The organism is Paenibacillus sp. B01 (genome assembly GCF_009649995.1).
Lineage (GTDB): Bacteria > Bacillota > Bacilli > Paenibacillales > Paenibacillaceae > Paenibacillus_O > Paenibacillus_O pasadenensis.
On sequence record NZ_CP045802.1, the window covers coordinates 1253003 to 1270856 of the forward strand.

The following is a 17854-nucleotide window of genomic DNA, read 5'->3' on the forward strand; positions in this document are numbered from 1 at the left end:
CGGAATGAAGCTCCTGCCGAGTCAAGGCAACAGGACGGGCTGGCTGATGCTGGCCGTCCTGTTCGTCCTCATTCTGCTGCCGCTGCTCGCCGTCGTCATCCAGGTGCTCTTTCCCGGCATTTTCTTCGGCACCCTGAAGATCGGCGATCTTTCCTTGCTGCTCGACATCTTCAGACGGCCGCTATGGTATGCCTCGCTCAAAAATTCGGTCCTGCTCGGCCTGGGCACGACGGTTCTGGCCACGCTCCTCGGCGGAGCGCTGGCTTTTGCCCGTTCCCGCTGGGCCTTTCCGACGGCCAGGCTGCTGGACATCTCGGTCTGGCTGCTGCTGATCACCCCTTCCTTCATTCTGGCGCAGGGATGGGTCATGTTCGCGGCTCCGGACGGCCTCGCCGCCCAGCGGCTGGGCTGGGACGGAGCGTCCGCGCTGGTGTTCCAGCCAGCGGGGCTGATCGCCGTCATGACGCTGAGCAAGTTCCCGCTGGCCTATCTGACGGTGAAGGCGGCGCTGCAGTGGAGGGTCGAGAGGCTGAGCGACGCGGCGCGGCTGTCGGGCGCCTCTCCATGGACGGTGCTGCGCACCGTGGAGCTGCCGCTGCTGCTGCCCGCCATCGCTTCGGGAGCGATGCTGGTGTTCATGGACACGGTCGGCGACTTCGGCCTGCCCGCCTCCATCGCAGCCGTGTTCCGCTTTCCGACGCTGCCTTATTCCATCTACTCCGCGCTGTACACATCCCCGATCCGCTTCGACATGGCAGGGGCGCTGTCGTTCTATCTCGTGCTGCTGATCGCGCTCGCGATGAGTGTCCAGCTGTATGCCATGCGCAAGTCGCGCTTCGACTTTCTCTCCTCGCGCGCGGTGGAGTCGAAGCCTCGCCGTCCGGCAAGGGGCGGCTCGCTGCTGGCGCTGGCCAACTCGGCCTTTCTGGCGATCGCCATCGGCATCCCGCTCGGCTCCAATCTGCTGATGTCGCTGCAGGGCGACTCCGCCGGCGGCGGGTTCACGCTGGACCATTACCGCGCTCTGTTCCAGGGGGACAGCCGCCTGGCGCAGGGTCTGGCGCATAGCCTGGAAATTGCGCTGACCGCGGCGGCAATCGGACTTGTCGTCGGCTTCCTGACGGCATATGTCCTGACCTATACCTCCTTCAGGCTGAAGAAGACGATCGACGTCATGTCCCTCGTCTCGCTGGCGGTGCCGGGCATCGTGCTCGGCATCGGCTATATCTTCATCTGGAACCAGGCCTGGCTGCAGCACATCGGGCTGCTTCTGTACGGCACGCCGTGGATTCTCGCGCTCGGCGGCGTGGCCGGCGCCATCCCGGTCATCACCCGCATCATGGCGGGAGCGATGGCCCAGGTGCCGGAACGACTGCTGGCCGCGGCGCAGCTGCAGGGGGCCGGCTTCTTCTCCCGGCTGCGGACGGTGCTGGCGCCGCTCGTGAAGGGCGCTCTCCTCTCGGCCGGACTGACGGCGTTCGGCTCCAGCGTATTCGACCTGGCGCTGTCCTCCGTGCTGTATCCGCCCAACTATATGACACTGCCGGTCGTCATCAACAAAGCCTTCGAGGACCTCCGGTTCGGCTACGCATCGGCGGCGACGCTGACGGGAGCCGGACTGGTCGTCCTGATCATTCTGAGCGTGGACCTGCTGGCCCGGGGGACGCGCCGACGTTCAAGGAGAACGACTTCATGACAGCGATGCTGGAGATCAAGCAAGTAGGCAAATCGTACGGCAAGCAGGAGGTGCTGGGGAGCGTCGATCTGAGCGTGCAGGCTGGAGAGATCATCAGCGTGCTCGGTCCGTCCGGCTGCGGCAAGTCGACGCTGCTGCAGCTGATCGCCGGCCTGCAGCAGCCGGACCGCGGCGAGATCCTGCTGCGCGGCAAGCTGGCCGCCTCCCGGTCGGCCATGCTGGCGCCGGAGAAGCGCGGCATCAACATGGTATTCCAGGATTATGCCTTGTGGCCCCATATGACGGTGTTCGAAAATATCGCCTACGGCATGCGCCGGAGCAGGCAGGACCAGGCCGGCATCAAGGCCTCCGTGGCGGAGCTGGCTGCGCTGCTCAGGCTGGAAGGACTGGAGCAGCGCCTGCCGCCGCAGCTGTCCGGCGGCCAGCAGCAGCGCGTCGCCATCGCGCGGGCGCTCGCGACCAAGCCGGATCTGATGCTGCTCGACGAGCCGCTCTCGAACCTCGACATGCAGCTGCGCGTCGAGATGCGCACGGAGATGGCCTATCTGTTCAAAAAGCTGGGCACGACGGTCTTCCATGTGACCCACGATCCGGAAGAAGCCTTCTCCATGGCCGACCGTCTGGTCATCATGCGCGAAGGCGCGATCGACCAGATCGGCACGCCTCAGGAATGCTGGCGCCGGCCGGCATCCGCATCGGCGGCCAAGCTGCTGGGAGCGGGCAATCGGCTGGAGGTCATGGGCAGGATCGGCGGGGGCGTATCGGTCGGAGAGGCAAAGCTGGCCGGGGTGTGGCCCGGCCAGCTGGCTGCGTCCAACGCAGAAGGACCCGCTCAGCTGCTCTTCCGTCCGGATGCGGCGGATTTTCAGCCGCATGTCGTCTGCACCTCGGGCGAGGCCGCTGAATCAGCGGCTTCGCTGGAGCCGGCCTGGGAGCGGAACCGTCTGCCCGTGCATGTCGTGCACAGCGTCTTTGAGGGCAAGGGCTGGAGAGTGCTGGCCCGCACGTCCGACGGACAGCCGCTGACGTTCCTGCATCATCGGCCGCTCGCAGCCGGCGACGAGGGCCTGCTGACGATATCCCCGACCGATCTGTACCTTTATCCCATACTGGAGGCCAACTGATCCTCATGTCCCGAATACTCGCGTTGTCCGACATCCATGGCTTCACCGCCGAGGCTCGCCGGCTGCTGCAAGCGGCCGCCTACGAGCCGGGCCGGGACAAGCTCTTTCTGCTGGGCGATTATATCGATTACGAGCCGTGTACATGGAGTTCTCTGGACGAAATCATGGAGCTGACGGCCGGCGGCGCCGTCGCGCTCGCCGGCAACATGGAGCGGCATCTGCAGCGGCATCTGGAGCAGGAGCTGGAGAGCCGCGGGAGCCTGGATCACGGCAGCTCCGTTCAGCTGCAGTTTCTGAAGCGCCTGCCGCTGCATGCCGCGGCTGGCGGATGGCTGTTCGTGCATGCCGGCATCCGTCCCGGAGTGCCTCTGGAGCGGCAGGCGGAGCGCGATCTCATCGGCATCCGGGAAGAATTCTGGGGGGCCGCGGAGGCCGCAGAGGCGCCGCCGATGCATGGCGGCGGGACGTTGGAGACAAGCGGCGAATGGCTGCCGCAAGTACAAATCGTGTTCGGGCATACGCCGACGCACAAGATCGGAGCGCCGCCGGGAGAGCTGTGGCGCGGTCCCGGCAAGCTCGGCATCGATACCGGGGCCAAGCATGGCCTGCGGCTGACGCTCGTCGATCTGACCGGACGCAAGGACTATTCCTGTCCGACTTCTCCCGCTGGTCCGGGTCAGGAGCAAGCCGCTGTCGCCATCAACGATTGGGAGGCGGGTGAGGGAGATGAACCTGCTTAAATTCCAGATCGTCGAGCTGCTCGACAAGCACCGCAAAATAACCGCCGTGGCAGAGGCGCTGGGCCTCAAGCAGCCTACGGTCACCTACCATATGAAGTCGCTGGAGCAGGAGTACGGCGTGAAGCTGTTCGAGCCTCGGATGGACAAGGTGATTCTGACCGAAGCTGGACGCGCCTTGCTGCATTATGCCGGCAAAATCAACTGCCTGGCCTCCGAGGCGAAGCGGACCGTCGAGGAATACGGAACTCCCGGCAGAGGGACCCTCCGCGTCGGAGCCAGCTATGTCCCGGCTACTTATATGCTGCCGCGCCTGCTCAAGGAGTTCGCAGCGCGCCATCCCAAGGTGACGGTCACGCTGGCGGTCAAGCCCTCCGCCGTGATCAAGGAGATGCTGCTGAATCACGAGATCGATCTCGGCGTCCTGTCGGCGGAGCCGTTCCGCCTGCCGATGCTGGACGTGCGCGAGCTCTGCGACGACGAGCTGGTGCTGGCGCATGCTCCGAGCCATGATCTGGCCGCGAGCTCTGAGCTGACCCCGGGCCTCCTATGCACGGCTGATTTTGTGCTCCATGGACCGCATTCCAGCACGCGCGAGCTGACGGACCGCTGGCTGGAGCAGCATGGAGTCCGGCTGGAGCAGCATCTGGAGCTGGATTCGCTGGAAGCGATCAAGCAGATGGTCATTCAGGGCGGGCATGTTACATTCGCATCGGGACTCGCGATCCAGGCAGAGGTGGCCAGAGGCCAGCTGCTGGCAAGAGCGATCCCGGAATTCCGCCATCGGCGCAAGATCAGCTGCGCCACCAACCGCGACCGCCATCACTCCGGCCCGCTGGATAGCATGATGGAGCTGCTGCAGGGCTGGGAACAGATTCAATAAACCTTGGGCGGCATTCAACCTTTAACGGCGGATTTAACGCACTCGCCGAGGCCGCGGCGGAGCGGGATAAGCGGATCGCCTTCCTGCAGGGCAAGGGCTGGCTGACGCCGCAGGATTCCCTCAAGACGCAGCTGATCCTGGAGCGTTGCTAGGCGGCGGAACGGAATTCAAGGCCTTCCTGCGGGAAGGCCTTTTTGCGATGCTCATGCGGCCTGCAGCGCCCCGCGTGCAAGCGCCCCGAGCGCCGGCGACATTGCGGCTGGCGGCTTGCGCGGCTGCGGCGCGATGCGCTATGCTGGAACGGATGTTCTTATTTCTAATGAAGAAGGTGAGCCGATGAGCGAGACGCGAAAGAGGCTGAAGCTGGAGGCGCCGCGGCTGCCGGCGGAGCCGGAAAGGCTGTCGCTGCCGGCGCGGCTGGGCACGCGGGATGCGTTCGAGCACGGGCTCGTCGAAGGCGAGCGGCTGGAAGAGCTGGACGCCGACAAGGTCGTGTTCGACGGCGTCGTGTTCCGAGGCGTCACATTCGACTCGGCCAAGCTGCGGAGCCTGGAGCTCACGGACGTGCTGTTCGACCGCTGCGATCTGTCCAACGCCGATCTGAGCCGAGCGGTCGTCCACCGCGCGCAGTTCCGCTCCTGCAAGCTCGTCGGAGCCGATCTGAGCGAAGCGATGCTGCGCAACGTGCTCGTCGAGGACTGCCAGCTCGACTATGCCAACCTGCGCGCTGCCGACCTCAAGGGGGTCGTGTTCGCCGACAGCTCGCTGAACCGCGCGGACTTCTGCATGGCGAAGCTCGCCAAGACGGAATTCCACCGCTGCAAGCTGGACGGCGCGCTGCTCGGCACGCCGCTGAGGGGCATCGACCTGAGCGACAGCGAGTTCACGGGACTGTCCTGCAATCCGGACGATCTGCGGGGCTGCATCATCTCGCGCGAGCAGGCGTTCATCTTCGCCGCGCTGTTCGGCATGGTGCTGAAGGACTAGCCAGCGCCTGGCGTCCCCCCGCCCCGCAGCAAAAAGCCGTCCTCTCGGACGGCTTCTTTGCGATCGACGCCGCGGCTCTGCGCCTTTGCGGCCGCCGGCCGTGCCGCTGGCTGCGGTCCGGTCCCGGTCCGGCCAGCGCATGAGCTACATGCGGCAGATTTCCTTCGGACAGCCCTCGCAGCGGCAGTGCTGCATGAGCTGCTCCAGGTCGTGGACGACGATATGGCCCTGGCGCATCGACAGCGCGCCCGCGCGGCGGTAATCGGCGAGCAGCCGGTTGACGCTCTCGCGCGCGGCTCCGATCGTCTCGGCCAGCTCGGAGTTGGTGATGCGCTGCGTGATCAGGATGCCGTCGTCGACGGGCATGCCGTACGTATTGGCCATGCGGATGAGCGTGGAGCAGAGCGCGCCGGGCTTGCCGTAGAGCATCAGGTCGCGCAGCTTCGTCTGCGTGTGCCGGTTCATCTGGCTCATCCAGCCGATGCACTCCAGCGCCAGGCCGCCGAACCGCCACAGCGCGAACTCCAGCTCGCCGCGCGGGATGAAGCTGATGACGCAGTCGGTCTGCGCGACGGCGCTGAAGCTTTGCGACGGCTCTCCGTCGAAGCCGAGCTGGCCGAAGAAATCGCCCTGCTTGTAGCGGTACATCGTGAATTCCTTGCCCTCGGCGCTCGTCTTCATGCCTTTGACATGGCCGTGCTCGAGGTAGTACCAGTATTCCGCCGGCTCGCCCTCCCAGAACACGTGGCCGCCCGCAGGAATCCGATGCTTGCGCATGAGCGCCGACAGCTTCGCGAGGCTGTCCGCAGAAAAGGCGGCCGAGTTGCCCGGAGCCGTCTCCGGCTTAGTGACGCCGCTTGCTGCATCCATGATCGTGCCCTCCTTCCGTTGATGCCCTAACTGTAGCAAATACCGCACGGAAGGGATGTGACCGTCCTCACAGAGGACCCGGGAGCTCAGCTTATCATCATTCCTCCTGCGGCACTTGCCGCGACAACGATCCAAGGCGGCCATTTCCAGAGCGCAATCAGAACGAACAAGATCATGGCCAACGCAAAATCAGCGGGGGACAAAATGGCTGTCGTCCATAGAGGATCATATAGCGCAGCGAGCAGAATGCCGACAACCGCCGCATTGATCCCCATCAATGCGCCTTGCACCTTCGGAATGCTGCGCAAGGAGCTCCAAAAGGGCAAGGCGCCGATGATCATGAAGAAGGCAGGCAGGAATATAGCAAGGGTAGCCACCACAGCGCCAGAAAAGCCGAATGCCATGGCTCCCAAATAGCCGGCAAAGGTGAACAAGGGTCCAGGGACCGCCTGAGCGGCGCCGTAACCGGCCAGGAAGTCCTCGCTCGTAACCCATCCGGCGGGCACAGCCTCACGTTCAAGCAAGGGGAGTACGACATGTCCCCCTCCGAATACAAGGGAGCCTGCACGGTAGAAGCTGTCGAACAGAGGGAGAAAACCCGTGTTTGAAAAGGGTCGAAGCAGAGGCAGCGCAATCCATAAGCTTGCAAAGAGGCCGAGACATAGCGCAGCGGTTCCACGGCTTACTGGCACGGATAGGCTGGAAAAATCAGATGAGGCCGTTTTAGAGTACATCAAAAGCCCGATCAGCCCTGCCGCAACGATGAGCAGCACTTGGCTGAACGCGGTCTGCCACGAGAGGGTGACGGTCGCCGAAATAACCGCGATTGCCACCCGATTCCGGTCAGGCGTCAGTTTCTGTCCCATGCCGATAATCGCATGAGCGACGATGGCTACGGCGACGATTTTAAGCCCGTGTATCCATCCTGCAGCATCCATAGGATAGCCTTGCAGCAAGAACGCGAACAGAGTCAGGGCAAGAAAGGAGGGGAGGGTAAAGCCGATCCAGGCGACCACCCCTCCCAACAGCCCTGCACGGATCAGGCCGATTCCAATGCCGACTTGGCTGCTGGCTGGTCCGGGAAGGAACTGGCACAATGCGACCAGCTCCGCGTAAACGCGCTCGTCGATCCATTTCCGGCGAGTTACGTATTCGTCGTGAAAATAGCCAAGGTGGGCGATCGGACCTCCGAATGAAGTCAGTCCCAGCTTGGTTGATGCCGCGAATAGCTCCAGAAGGGCCCGGGGTTTGCTTTTGGGATTGACATCATTTTCTTCCTTCATGTGAATCCGGCTCTCTCCTTTCGTAGACTTTTCTAAAGTAAGCCTATTTTCTCATCCCTTTATTAGCGGTATTAGCTGTCCTTGTTTTATTTTGAATAATTGACGCTGCCAAGAAAAGCGTGGTAAAAGGAAGGAAAGCGATCTCATCCTACCTAACAAAGCGAGGTATTCGTCATGCCAATGCTAGACATGCCGCTCGAGCAGCTGCGCCGCTACGAGGGCATCAATCCGCGTCCGGACGACTTCGACGCCTACTGGGAGCGCGCGCTCCAGGAGCTCGACGCGACCGCGGCCGAGGTCGAGCTCGTGCCGTCCGCCTTCCAGGTGCCGACTGCAGACTGCTTCGACCTGTACTTCACCGGCGTGCGCGGCGCGCGCATCCATGCCAAGTACATCCGTCCGAAAAACGTGCCCGAGCCTCACGCCGCGCTGCTGCAGTTCCACGGCTACTCCGGCAACGCCGGCGACTGGGCCGACAAGCTCAGCTACGCTTCGCTCGGCTACTCCGTCTTCTCCATGGACTGCCGCGGACAGGGCGGCGGCTCCGAGGACCGCGGCGGCGTCAAAGGCAACACGCTGAACGGTCACATCATCCGCGGCCTCGACGGCGAGCCGGACGACCTGCTGTTTCGGCAGATCTTCCTCGACACGGCGCAGCTCGCCCGCATCGCCATGGACATGCCGGAGGTCGACGCGGAGCGCATCGGCGCGACCGGCTGGTCGCAGGGAGGCGCGCTGACGATCGCCTGCGCCGCGCTGGAGCCTCGCGTGAAGCGCCTGGCGCCGGTCTACCCGTTCCTGAGCGACTACCGCCGCGTCTGGGAGATGGATCAGGCCAAGGACGCTTACGCCGAGCTGCGGAACTATTTCCGCTTGTTCGATCCGCAGCACAAGCGCGAGCAGGAGATCTTCACGCGCCTGGGCTACATCGACATCCAGAATCTCGCGCCGCGCATCCAGGGCGAGACGCTGCTCGGCGTCGGCCTGATGGACTCGATCTGCCCGCCGTCCACCCAGTTCGCCGCCTACAACAAGATCACCGCGCCCAAGTCGCTGGAGATCTACCCCGACTTCGGCCACGAAGGGCTGCCGGGCCTGAACGATAGGATCCTGCAGTTCATGCAGGATCTGTAGGCGCCGAGCCTATCGGCACCGTGCGTGCGAAGGCTGTTCGCTTCAGCCGCTTCCGGTATTCCGGAGGCGGCTTTTTATTTTTGCAGGCTGCTGAGATCAGGGGATGGAAGCGAACGGGGAGGGCTGCAACCCGATTTTTTCGGGTTACAGCACTGGAGCCGCGCTCGGGGGAGGCTGCAACCCGATTTTTTCGGGTTACGGCTCTGGAATCGCGTTCCGGGTAGGCAGTAACCCGATTTTTTCGGGTTGCAGCACTGGAATCGCGCTCGAGGGAGGTCAAGTCCATAATTGTGTGTAAAAACACTTCTCGGTAGAAAATGGAATCGGGTTTATAGGCTGTCCGTCGCTTCCGTCATGGTGGTGCTGGTTTCCTGCTCCTCCGAGCCGGCGCCCTGAGTGGCTTTCTGCTTCTTCCACGCCTTGAAGTCCGTCATGTCCATGTACGGCTTCTTCGTCATCCAGTACTCGTTCTCTTCCATGAGCATGGCTCCGATGAGGCGAAGGACGGAAGCGCGATTGGGAAAGATGCGGATGACCGTCTCGCGCCTGCGGATCTCCCCGTTCAGGCGTTCCATGCCGTTGGAGGTGCGCAGCCGCACGCGGTAGGCCTCCGGGAAGGCCAGCACCGCGACGGCGTCCTCGAACCCGTCCTCCAGTATTTTCATCGCTTTGGGTGCTGTCTCGGCATACGCCTCAAGCGTCTGTTCGAGATAGGAACGAGCCGTCTTCATGTCGGGCGCATCGAAGATCGATCGGACGCGACTCTTGATTTCGCTTTGGAGCGCTTTGGGCGCTGCGTTCAGCACGTTCTTGATGAAGTGCGTCTGGCACCGCTGCCACGAGACCCCTTGAAACTCCTTCTCGATGGCCTTGACCAGCCCGCCATGGTAGTCGCTCGTGACGAGCTCTACGCCGTGCAGGCCGCGCTCCTTCAGCCAGCGGAAGTAGGCGCCCCAGCTCTCCTCCGACTCGGTGTCGTCAACGCGCAGGCCCAGAATTTCACGCCGGCCTTGCTCGTTCACGCCGTAGCCCACCAGAACGCCTCGAGAACAGATGCGGCCTTCTTCACGCACCTTCACGTAGATCGCATCGATGGTGATGAAGGGGAAGGCGTGGTCGGCCAGAGAGCGGTTGTTCCAGTCGTGGACAGCCGGGTCCAGCTGCTTGCACAGGTGGCTGACCGTTGACTTGGAGAACTCGGTTCCACACAGCTCCTCGGTGATTTTAGTCACCTTGCGCGTCGACACGCCGTTGATGACCATTTCCATGAGCGAGAGCACCAGCGCTTGCTCGCTGCGCTGATACCGGGCGAAAAGCTCGGTAGAAAGGAGCCGTCCCGAAACCGGGGGACGCGCAAGGTGACGCTGCCAGCGCGGGTAATGACGTCGCGCTCGTAGCTGCCGTTGCGATAGCCCTTGCGCTCGCTGGTGCGCTCGTACGTCTGCGCCGCCAGCTGATCCGTCGCCTGGGCTGTCAGCACCTGATTCAGCACCGTCTCCAGCAAGCGGGCCACTCCCGCGTCCCGATCGGTTCCGATAAACAGCTGGTGCAAAATGTCCTGATCTACGGTAATCTGGTATGGAGTCATGTGTAGGCACTCTCCTTGGAATGTTGGTCTCGACAACTTCCATTCTAACCGAGAGTCCTACCATGGCTTTCCTTTTTATGGTCAGGAGCATTTTACACAATTATATGGACTTAACTCTCGAGGGAGGCCGTAACCCGATTTTTTCGGGCTACAGCTTTGGAATCGCGCTCGGTGGAGGCAGTAACCCGATTTTTTCGGGTTACAGCCGGTTGTTTTGCAAAAAAACCACTTCGAGCGTCCCGCAGCGTGAGTCGCGGCGCTCCCCAATTCCAACTACCGCTAAGGAAGGCGCACTCGTCGCCCCTGCGTCTGAGTTGCGCGGAAAACCCGAGCAACTCGGCGCGACCAGGCGCCTCCACGTCGGAGTTACGCGGAAAATCCGAGCAACTCGGCTCGACCCAGCGCCCCCGCGTCGGAGTTACGCGGAAAACCCGAGCAACTCGGCTCGATCAGGCACCTCCACGTCGGAGTTACGCGGAAAATCCGAGCAACTCGGCTCGACCGGGCGCCTCCACGTCGGAGTTACGCGGAAAAACCGAGCAGCTCGGCGCGACCAGGGGTTTCTTCTGCTGCGGCGCCGCTTAACGCCTAGCTTCCCTCTATCCAAAGGCTTCCTTGGTTGCCCCGGCAACCAAGGAAGCCTTTTTTCATGGATGATGCGTGACCGGAACGGTCATGAACGTTCCTTTGGACAATGGAAAATCCAATGCCGTGGAAGCGGAAGGCTGCTCATCTTGCCCGTCGATAAACAAGCCCGATGGCTCCAGAGTCAAAGGTTTTGTTTTCGACCAGCTCCAGGCTGATCTTCTCCTCGATGCCTTGGAACAACGGCAATCCTTTGCCGATCAGGACGGGAGAAACCGTAATCTTAAACTCGTCGATCAAATCAAGCTGCATAAGGCGATGCGCGAGCCTAGGACTGCCGAGAATGACCATGTCCTTGCCTGGCTGCTGCTTGAGGGCTAGGATCGCTTCCCTGACCTCCTCTTTCACGAGTCGGGAATTCGCCCATTCGACTTTATCCAGCGTCGTGGAGAACACGATTTTGGTTGTCTTTTCGATCCACTCGGCATGATCCCGCTCATGCTGCGAAGCGGATGGATCCGACGGCACGGACGGCCAGTACCCGTACATCATCTCATAAGTCCCGCGTCCCCAGATGACCGTGTCGGCCGTGCTCAGAATTTCTTTCGCATGCTTTTCCAAATGAGCATCGTAGGAAACCCAGCCGATATCCATCGCGCCATTCGGCCCTTCGACAAAGCCGTCAAGCGATGCGTGCAGGAAAAGAACGAGCTTTCTCATCTTCAGTTCTCCTTTGTCCATGAAAATATCTTATATCTAAATTAATTGCAGTATAACAGATTCCGGATGAAGTTGTTTCTTATGGATCGCCATCTCCAACTTGCTGTCCCACTGATGGGCCTATGAAAGTTCGTACTGGGCGGCATGGAGAAGCTGGGTTAGGCTGGAAAAGAAAAGGCGAAATCCGATAGCCGGAGCTCCAGCTTCACGGTCCCGAGCGCGGGAGCGCGGGCTCTGGAACCGCACGGATCTGCCTGATGAAGGAGGCGCGCCGAATGCCGCATGAAGAGACGAAGAAACCGGAGCAAGCAGGTGCTGGAGCGGGGCAGGGAATGGGGAAATACGCTCGTCGAGAGACGGAGGATCATCAGGGAGTGAAGGGGAGAGCTCGCGAGCAAGAGGGAGCAGTGGCAGACGAGTACGAGGAAGCGGTAGCGGCCGAACATGAGGATGTGCCTGAGCATGAGAAAGCTGGCCCGAACGCGCACGATGGAGCAGGCCCGATTGAGCACGATGGAGCGGAAGCAGACGAGCATAAGGATAAAGCCGAGCACAAAGGAGCAGGCCCGAATGAGCAAGAACGTGCAGTAGCAGACGAGCATAAGGATAAAGCCGAGCACGACGGAGCTGGCCCGAATGACCACGAGGAAGCGCGCCCGCGCGACTTCGAGAGGGCTGCTGAGGGAGAAAAAGAGCAAGAATGGCGCATCCGGCGGAACGCGGCTGAGCGGCGGATGAAGGCGGAGCTGGCTTCCCATCTGGCGGCTCTGTTTGTCGCGCCGTTGCTCGCCTCCATCGGAATCAGCCTGTTTCTGCTCGAGCCTGCCGCGCTGATCTACGTCCTTCTGATCAGCTGGATCGGCACGTTATGCGTCGCGATGCCGGTTTCCTGGATGATCGGCCGGATCGTCGGGAAAAAGGACGGCCCGGGACGCGCCTTGCTTTCCGTGCTGCTGCATGGGGCGGCCGGAGGTGCGCTGATGCTTGCCTTCACCGCCTTGGCCGAGCCCGGACCGCCTGGCCCGCTGGCGACTGGCGGCTTCGGATGGCTGTTCGTCCTCTCCGGCGCGGCCAACGGGTTCGCCTACGGCCTGATCCGGCTCGCGGTCCGCTCGCTGGTGATCGGCCGGGAGCCTTTTCAAAAATAAATCCATATATCCAAACAAAAACAAACATGATATAGTTGGATTAAAATGAATCAAACGAATTCAAACTCATTCGGACATCATGAAAACGAAGAGAACGGATTCATCTCTGGCATTCATCCATCATTCAAAGCCAAACGGAGGCGGACTCGCATGGTACAAAGCTTGTGGAATCAGGAAGCGGCGGAAAAAGCGGCAAAGGAGCAGAACGGATCGCTCGAGGGACTGGCGGGGCTCGTCTACCGCTCCAACCGAATCGGGGCGGACCGCTCCGTCTGCAACTGGGGCGGCGGCAACACGTCGACGAAAACGACGGTGAAGGACTTCCGCGGACGCGAGATCGACGTCATGTACGTCAAAGGCAGCGGCTCCGACCTCGCGTCGATGACGGCCCGGAACTTCACCGGCCTGCGCCTCGACGACGTGCTGGAGCTGCGCGAGCGCGAGGCGATGAGCGACGAGGAGATGGTCGCCTACCTCGGCCACTGCATGATCGACGCGTCCCACCCGCGGGCGTCGATCGAGACGCTGCTGCATGCTTTCCTGCCGTTCAAGCATGTGGACCACACGCATCCCGACGCGATCATCTCGCTCTGCTGCGCGGACAACGGCCGCGAGCTGGCGGCCGAGATCTTCGGCGAGCGCTTCGTCTGGGTGCCGTACATCCGCCCCGGCTTCACGCTCTCCAAGATGATCGCGGACGGCGTCCGCGCCAACCCGAACGCCGAGCTCGTGCTCATGGAGAAGCACGGCCTCGTCACCTGGGGCGACACGCAGGAGGCGTGCTACGAGCAGACGATCCGCATCATCTCCGAGGCGGAGGCGTTCATCGAAGCCCGCGTCGACGGCTCGCGCCTGTTCGGCGGCCTGAAGTCCGCGCCGCTGCCGGAGACCGACCGCCGCCGCGTCGCCGCGGCCGTCATGCCGCTCATCCGCGGCCTCGTCAGCGACGAGAAGCGCATGGTGCTGTCGTTCGACGACGGTGACGACATCCTCGCCTTCGCAGGCGGAGCGGACGCGCCGCAGCTGTCGCAGGTCGGCGCCGCCTGCCCGGACCATCTCGTGCATACGAAGGTCGTGCCGCTGCTCGCCGACTGGACGCCGGACAGCTCGGAGGCGGGCATCGCGGCTCTTCAGGCCGCCCTCCGGCAGGGAATCGAGGCGTACAAGGAGAACTATAAGGCCTACTTCGAGCGAAACAAGAACGAAGGCGACCGGCGCTTCGAGGCCGCGCCGCGCGTCATCCTCATCCCGGGCGTCGGCATGGTGAATACGGGCAAGAGCCTTGCCAGCGCCCGCGTCAGCGGCGCGCTGTACCATCGGGCGGTGGCGGTCATGCGCGGCGCGACGGCGCTCGGCCGGTTCGTCTCCCTGAGCGAAAACGAATCCTACAACGTCGAGTACTGGCCGCTGGAGCTGTATAAGCTGTCGCTCGCCCCGGCCGAAGCGGAATTTTCCCGCCAGATCGCCTTCATCACCGGCGGCGCGGGCGGCATCGGCAGCGAGACGGCACGCCGTCTGGCCGAGGGCGGCGCGCATCTCGTGCTCGCCGACCTCAACCTCGAAGGCGCGCAGAAGGTCGCGGACGACATCAACGCCCGCTTCGGCGAAGGCCGCGCGCTCGCCGTGCGGATGGACGTGACGAGCGAGGAGCAGGTCGCGGCGGCATTCGCCGAGACGGCGCTCGCGTACGGCGGCGTCGACATCCTCGTCAACAACGCCGGACTGGCGACGTCCAGCCCGTTCGAGGAGACGACGCTCAAGGAATGGAACCTCAACATGAACGTGCTCGGCACCGGCTACTTCCTCGTGGCGCGCGAGGCGTTCCGGCAGATGAAGGAGCAGGCGCGCGGCGGCAGCATGGTGTTCATCGGCTCCAAAAACTCCGTCTACGCCGGCAAGAACGCCTCCGCCTACAGCGCGGCCAAGGCGCTGGAGGCCCATCTGGCCCGCTGCATCGCGGCCGAGGGAGGCGAGCTCGGCATCCGCGTCAACACGGTGCTGCCGGACGCGATCCTGCAAGGCTCGGCGATCTGGAACTCGTCCTGGCGCGAGGAGCGCGCGGCCGCCTACGGCATCGAGCCGGACCAGCTGGAGGACTATTACCGCCAGCGGACGACGCTGCGCGTCAACATCTATCCGCGCGACATCGCGGAGGGCATCGCCTTCTTCGCCTCCGCCCGCGCGGAGAAGACGACCGGCTGCATGCTGACGGTCGACGGCGGCGTGCCGGCCGCCTTTACCCGATAACCGAACCCGACAAGGAGGCTGAATCGCCGATGAATCCAACCGTAAAGCAGAGCTACGAGCTCGCCCGCGCCCAATACGCCGCCCACGGCATCGATACCGACGAGGCGCTGGAGCGGCTCTCCCGCATCAAGCTGTCCGTCCATTGCTGGCAAGGGGACGACGTGCGCGGCTTCCTGTTCCGCGAGCAGGAGCTGTCCGGCGGCATCTCCGTCACCGGCTCCTATCCCGGAGCCGCCCGCACGCCGCAGGAGCTGCGCGCCGACCTGGAGCGGGCGTTCTCGCTCATCCCCGGCAAGCACAAGGTGAACCTGCATGCGATCTACGCCGACACCGAAGAGGCGGTCGACCTGAACGAGCTGGAGCCGAAGCACTTCCAGCGCTGGGTCGACTGGGCCAAGGAGCAGGGGCTCGGGCTGGACTTCAACCCGACCTGCTTCTCGCATCCAAAAGCCGCCGACGGCTTCACGCTCAGCCATCCGGACGAGGCCGTGCGCCGCTTCTGGATCGAGCACTGCCAGGCGTCGCGCCGCATCGGCGCGTCGTTCGGCGAGCAGCTCGGCCAGCCATGCGTCACGAACGTCTGGGTGCCGGACGGCTACAAGGATGTGCCCGCCGACCGGCTCGCTCCGCGCCGGCGGCTCAAGGAGGCGCTCGACGAGGTATTCGCCGAGCCGCTCGACCCGGCGCATCATCTCGACGCGGTCGAGAGCAAGCTGTTCGGGCTCGGCTCCGAGGCGTACGTCGTCGGCTCGCATGAGTTCTACATGGGCTACGGGCTGCAGAACGACAAGCTGATCTGCCTCGACTCCGGCCATTTCCACCCGACGGAAACGATCTCGAACAAGCTCAGCTCGCTGTCGCTGTTCGCGAGCGGCATCCTGCTGCATGTGAGCCGCCCGATGCGCTGGGACAGCGACCATGTCGTCATCCTCGACGACGAGCTGCTGGAGATCGCCCGCGAGCTCGTGCGCGGCGATCTGCTGGAGCGCACGTTTATCGGCCTCGACTTCTTCGACGGCAGCATCAACCGCGTCGCCGCTTGGGTCATCGGCACGCGCAGCACGCTGAAAGCTCTTCTGCGGGCGCTGCTGGAGCCGGCGGAAGCGCTGCGGCAGGCGGAGCTGGACGGCGACTACACGACGCGGCTGGCGCTGGCCGAGGAGTTCAAGTCGTATCCGTTCGGCGCGGTGTGGGACTACTACTGCGAGCGCAGCGGCGTGCCGGCCCGCGAGGCGTGGCTGGACGACGTCAAGGCGTATGAGCGCGAGGTGCAGCTGCCGCGCGGCGAGGCAGCCCGCGTATGACGACGCGGCTCGCCTTCGATCTCGGAGCGGGCAGCGGCCGCGCAGTGCTCGGACGGCTGGGCGGCAGCCGCATGGAGCTGACGGAGGTGCATCGCTTCGCCAACGAGCCGGTGCAGGCCGGCGGCGGGCTGTACTGGGACATCCTGCGGCTGCTGCATGAGCTCAAGCAGGGGCTGCGGCTGGCCGCCCGCGAGGGCGGAGCGCCTCCCGCGAGCCTCGCCATCGACTCGTGGGCGGTCGACTTCGGCCTGCTCGGCCGGGACGGGACGCTGCTCGGCAATCCGCTCCACTACCGCGACCGCCATGCGGAAGGCATGATGGAGCGGCTGCGCGAGCGCTATGGCGACGAGTGGCTGTTCCGGCGGAGCGGCTTGCAGTTTCTGCCTTTCAACACGATCTACCAGCTGGCGGCGATGGGCGAGCGGCGCTCGCCCCAGCTCCGGCAGGCGCAGACGCTGCTCATGATTCCGGACCTGCTGCGCTACTTCCTCACCGGCGAAAAGAAGCAGGAGTTCACGAACGCCACGACGACCGGACTGCTGAATCCGTCCGCGCGCCAGTGGGACAACGAGCTGCTCAAGGCGGCCGGGGTGCCGGTGCGCCTGTTCGCCCCGCTGGCCCAGCCGGGCGACGCGGCGGGCGAGCTGACTACCGCCGTGCAGGCCGAGCTCGGCCTGTCCGCGCAGGTGCAGGTGCTGTGCGCGGCGGAGCATGACACCGCCTCAGCCGTCGTCGCCGTGCCTGCGCGCGAGGAGAGCTTCGCCTACCTGAGCTGCGGCACCTGGTCGCTCATGGGCACGGAGGTGCCGGAGCCGGTGCTGAGCGAGCAGGCGCTGGCGTACAACTTCACCAACGAAGGCGGCGCGGCGGGCACATGGCGGCTGCTGAAGAACATCATGGGCCTATGGATCCTGGAGGAGCTGCGCCGCGAATGGCAGCGTGAGGGCCATTGTCCAGGCTACGAGGAGCTGCTGGCCGGAGCGGGGGCGCTGCCTGCGGGCGGGCCGCTCATCGACCCGGACGATCCGCTGTTCCTGCCTGCCGGCCCGATGGGGCCGCGCATCCGCCAGTGGTGCCGCGAGAGCGGCCAGCCGGAGCCGCAAGGCTATGCCGGGCATGCCCGTTGTATTCTGGAAAGCTTGGCTTTACAATACCGGTATGTGTTGAAGCAGACGGAGCTCGTGAGCGGACGCTCGTTCTCCGGGCTCCATATGGTCGGCGGCGGCATCCGGAACCGGCTGCTCTGCCAGTGGACGGCGGACAGCATCGGCCGCCCTGTGTGGGCGGGACCGGCGGAGGGCAGCGCGATCGGCAATCTCGCCGTGCAGTGGATCTCGGCGGGCGAGCTGTCCGGCCTGTCCGAGGCGCGGCGCGTCATCGGCGATTCGTTCGGCGTCGAGACGTACGAGCCGGCGCCCGGCTCGGGCGAGCGGATGGCGGAAGCGTACGGACGCCTGCAGGCGCTCAAGGACAAGAGGAAGGGCCGCCGCTCGGGGTAACGCCCAAGACTAGATCAAAGGCCGCCGCTCGGAGTAAGGAACGCGGGGC

General features: G+C 63.9%; 13 protein-coding genes and 1 pseudogene. 10 read left to right on the forward strand and 4 right to left on the reverse strand.

What is annotated here, in order from left to right:
* The first annotated feature begins 4 nt into the window (after positions 1-4).
* From GE073_RS05505 to GE073_RS05525, 5 genes are all read left to right on the forward strand, one after another.
* Positions 5-1696: an ABC transporter permease gene (locus tag GE073_RS05505; RefSeq protein ID WP_101808635.1), complete on the forward strand. Its 1692-nt coding sequence runs from the start codon at positions 5-7 to the stop codon at positions 1694-1696.
* Complete coding sequence (locus tag GE073_RS05510; RefSeq protein ID WP_101808636.1) at positions 1693-2820, forward strand: ABC transporter ATP-binding protein; 1128 nt, start codon at positions 1693-1695, stop codon at positions 2818-2820. Before GE073_RS05505 ends, GE073_RS05510 begins: the two co-directional genes overlap by 4 nt.
* Positions 2821-2825: 5 nt before the next feature.
* The gene (locus GE073_RS05515) at positions 2826-3560 is read left to right on the forward strand and encodes a metallophosphoesterase (protein ID WP_101808637.1); all 735 of its coding nucleotides are present in this window, start codon (positions 2826-2828) and stop codon (positions 3558-3560) included.
* A complete protein-coding gene (locus tag GE073_RS05520; protein ID WP_101808638.1) occupies positions 3547-4440 on the forward strand; it encodes a LysR substrate-binding domain-containing protein in 894 nt (297 codons plus the stop codon). The genes GE073_RS05515 and GE073_RS05520 overlap by 14 nt, the downstream gene beginning before the upstream one ends.
* 336 nt (positions 4441-4776) lie before the next feature.
* Positions 4777-5427, forward strand: coding sequence for a pentapeptide repeat-containing protein (locus tag GE073_RS05525; RefSeq protein ID WP_101808639.1), 651 nt, complete (start codon positions 4777-4779; stop codon positions 5425-5427).
* 144 nt (positions 5428-5571) lie between these two features.
* Here the strand turns inward: GE073_RS05525 and GE073_RS05530 are convergent, their stop codons facing one another.
* Positions 5572-6297 (reverse strand): Crp/Fnr family transcriptional regulator, encoded by a 726-nt coding sequence (locus GE073_RS05530; protein WP_101808640.1) that lies wholly within the window; start codon positions 6295-6297, stop codon positions 5572-5574.
* 86 nt (positions 6298-6383) lie between these two features.
* A complete protein-coding gene (locus tag GE073_RS05535) occupies positions 6384-7580 on the reverse strand; it encodes a chromate transporter (RefSeq protein WP_101808641.1) in 1197 nt (398 codons plus the stop codon).
* Between the two features lie 174 nt (positions 7581-7754).
* Between GE073_RS05535 and GE073_RS05540 the strand changes: the two genes are divergently transcribed.
* The gene (locus GE073_RS05540) at positions 7755-8714 is read left to right on the forward strand and encodes an acetylxylan esterase (RefSeq protein ID WP_028600378.1); all 960 of its coding nucleotides are present in this window, start codon (positions 7755-7757) and stop codon (positions 8712-8714) included.
* A 329-nt stretch (positions 8715-9043) separates the two neighbouring features.
* On the opposite strand, the pseudogene GE073_RS05545 reads toward GE073_RS05540, so the two are convergent.
* Together GE073_RS05545 and GE073_RS05550 are read right to left on the reverse strand one after the other, a co-directional pair.
* Positions 9044-10302: pseudogene (locus tag GE073_RS05545) on the reverse strand (IS256 family transposase).
* Between the two features lie 729 nt (positions 10303-11031).
* The gene (locus GE073_RS05550; protein ID WP_101808642.1) at positions 11032-11607 is read right to left on the reverse strand and encodes a dihydrofolate reductase family protein; all 576 of its coding nucleotides are present in this window, start codon (positions 11605-11607) and stop codon (positions 11032-11034) included.
* Between the two features lie 734 nt (positions 11608-12341).
* Here GE073_RS05550 and GE073_RS05555 point away from each other — a divergent pair.
* The 4 genes from GE073_RS05555 to GE073_RS05570 all read left to right on the forward strand — a co-directional run bounded on the left by GE073_RS05555 (position 12342) and on the right by GE073_RS05570 (position 17805).
* Complete coding sequence (locus GE073_RS05555; protein ID WP_153782973.1) at positions 12342-12755, forward strand: hypothetical protein; 414 nt, start codon at positions 12342-12344, stop codon at positions 12753-12755.
* A gap of 150 nt (positions 12756-12905) precedes the next feature.
* Positions 12906-15002 carry a bifunctional aldolase/short-chain dehydrogenase gene (locus GE073_RS05560; protein ID WP_153782974.1) on the forward strand — a complete coding sequence of 699 codons (2097 nt, stop codon included), beginning with the start codon at positions 12906-12908 and terminating at the stop codon, positions 15000-15002.
* 29 nt (positions 15003-15031) lie between these two features.
* Positions 15032-16306: an L-rhamnose isomerase gene (rhaA, locus tag GE073_RS05565; protein ID WP_153782975.1), complete on the forward strand. Its 1275-nt coding sequence runs from the start codon at positions 15032-15034 to the stop codon at positions 16304-16306.
* Positions 16303-17805 (forward strand): rhamnulokinase, encoded by a 1503-nt coding sequence (locus tag GE073_RS05570; protein WP_153782976.1) that lies wholly within the window; start codon positions 16303-16305, stop codon positions 17803-17805. Before rhaA ends, GE073_RS05570 begins: the two co-directional genes overlap by 4 nt.
* Positions 17806-17854: the final 49 nt, after the last annotated feature.

Excerpts from the sequence above, each read along its gene's own strand:
- GE073_RS05555 (WP_153782973.1), top strand. The coding sequence starts at position 12,342 with ATGAAGGCGGAGCTGGCTTCCCATCTGGCGGCTCTGTTTGTCGCGCCG.
- GE073_RS05540 (WP_028600378.1), top strand. The coding sequence starts at position 7,755 with ATGCCAATGCTAGACATGCCGCTCGAGCAGCTGCGCCGCTACGAGGGC.
- GE073_RS05560 (WP_153782974.1), top strand. The coding sequence starts at position 12,906 with ATGGTACAAAGCTTGTGGAATCAGGAAGCGGCGGAAAAAGCGGCAAAG.
- GE073_RS05510 (WP_101808636.1), top strand. The coding sequence starts at position 1,693 with ATGACAGCGATGCTGGAGATCAAGCAAGTAGGCAAATCGTACGGCAAG.
- GE073_RS05535 (WP_101808641.1), bottom strand. The coding sequence starts at position 7,580 with ATGAAGGAAGAAAATGATGTCAATCCCAAAAGCAAACCCCGGGCCCTT.
- rhaA (WP_153782975.1), top strand. The coding sequence starts at position 15,032 with ATGAATCCAACCGTAAAGCAGAGCTACGAGCTCGCCCGCGCCCAATAC.
- GE073_RS05530 (WP_101808640.1), bottom strand. The coding sequence starts at position 6,297 with ATGGATGCAGCAAGCGGCGTCACTAAGCCGGAGACGGCTCCGGGCAAC.
- GE073_RS05505 (WP_101808635.1), top strand. The coding sequence starts at position 5 with ATGAAGCTCCTGCCGAGTCAAGGCAACAGGACGGGCTGGCTGATGCTG.
- GE073_RS05515 (WP_101808637.1), top strand. The coding sequence starts at position 2,826 with ATGTCCCGAATACTCGCGTTGTCCGACATCCATGGCTTCACCGCCGAG.
- GE073_RS05570 (WP_153782976.1), top strand. The coding sequence starts at position 16,303 with ATGACGACGCGGCTCGCCTTCGATCTCGGAGCGGGCAGCGGCCGCGCA.
- GE073_RS05550 (WP_101808642.1), bottom strand. The coding sequence starts at position 11,607 with ATGAGAAAGCTCGTTCTTTTCCTGCACGCATCGCTTGACGGCTTTGTC.
- GE073_RS05520 (WP_101808638.1), top strand. The coding sequence starts at position 3,547 with ATGAACCTGCTTAAATTCCAGATCGTCGAGCTGCTCGACAAGCACCGC.
- GE073_RS05525 (WP_101808639.1), top strand. The coding sequence starts at position 4,777 with ATGAGCGAGACGCGAAAGAGGCTGAAGCTGGAGGCGCCGCGGCTGCCG.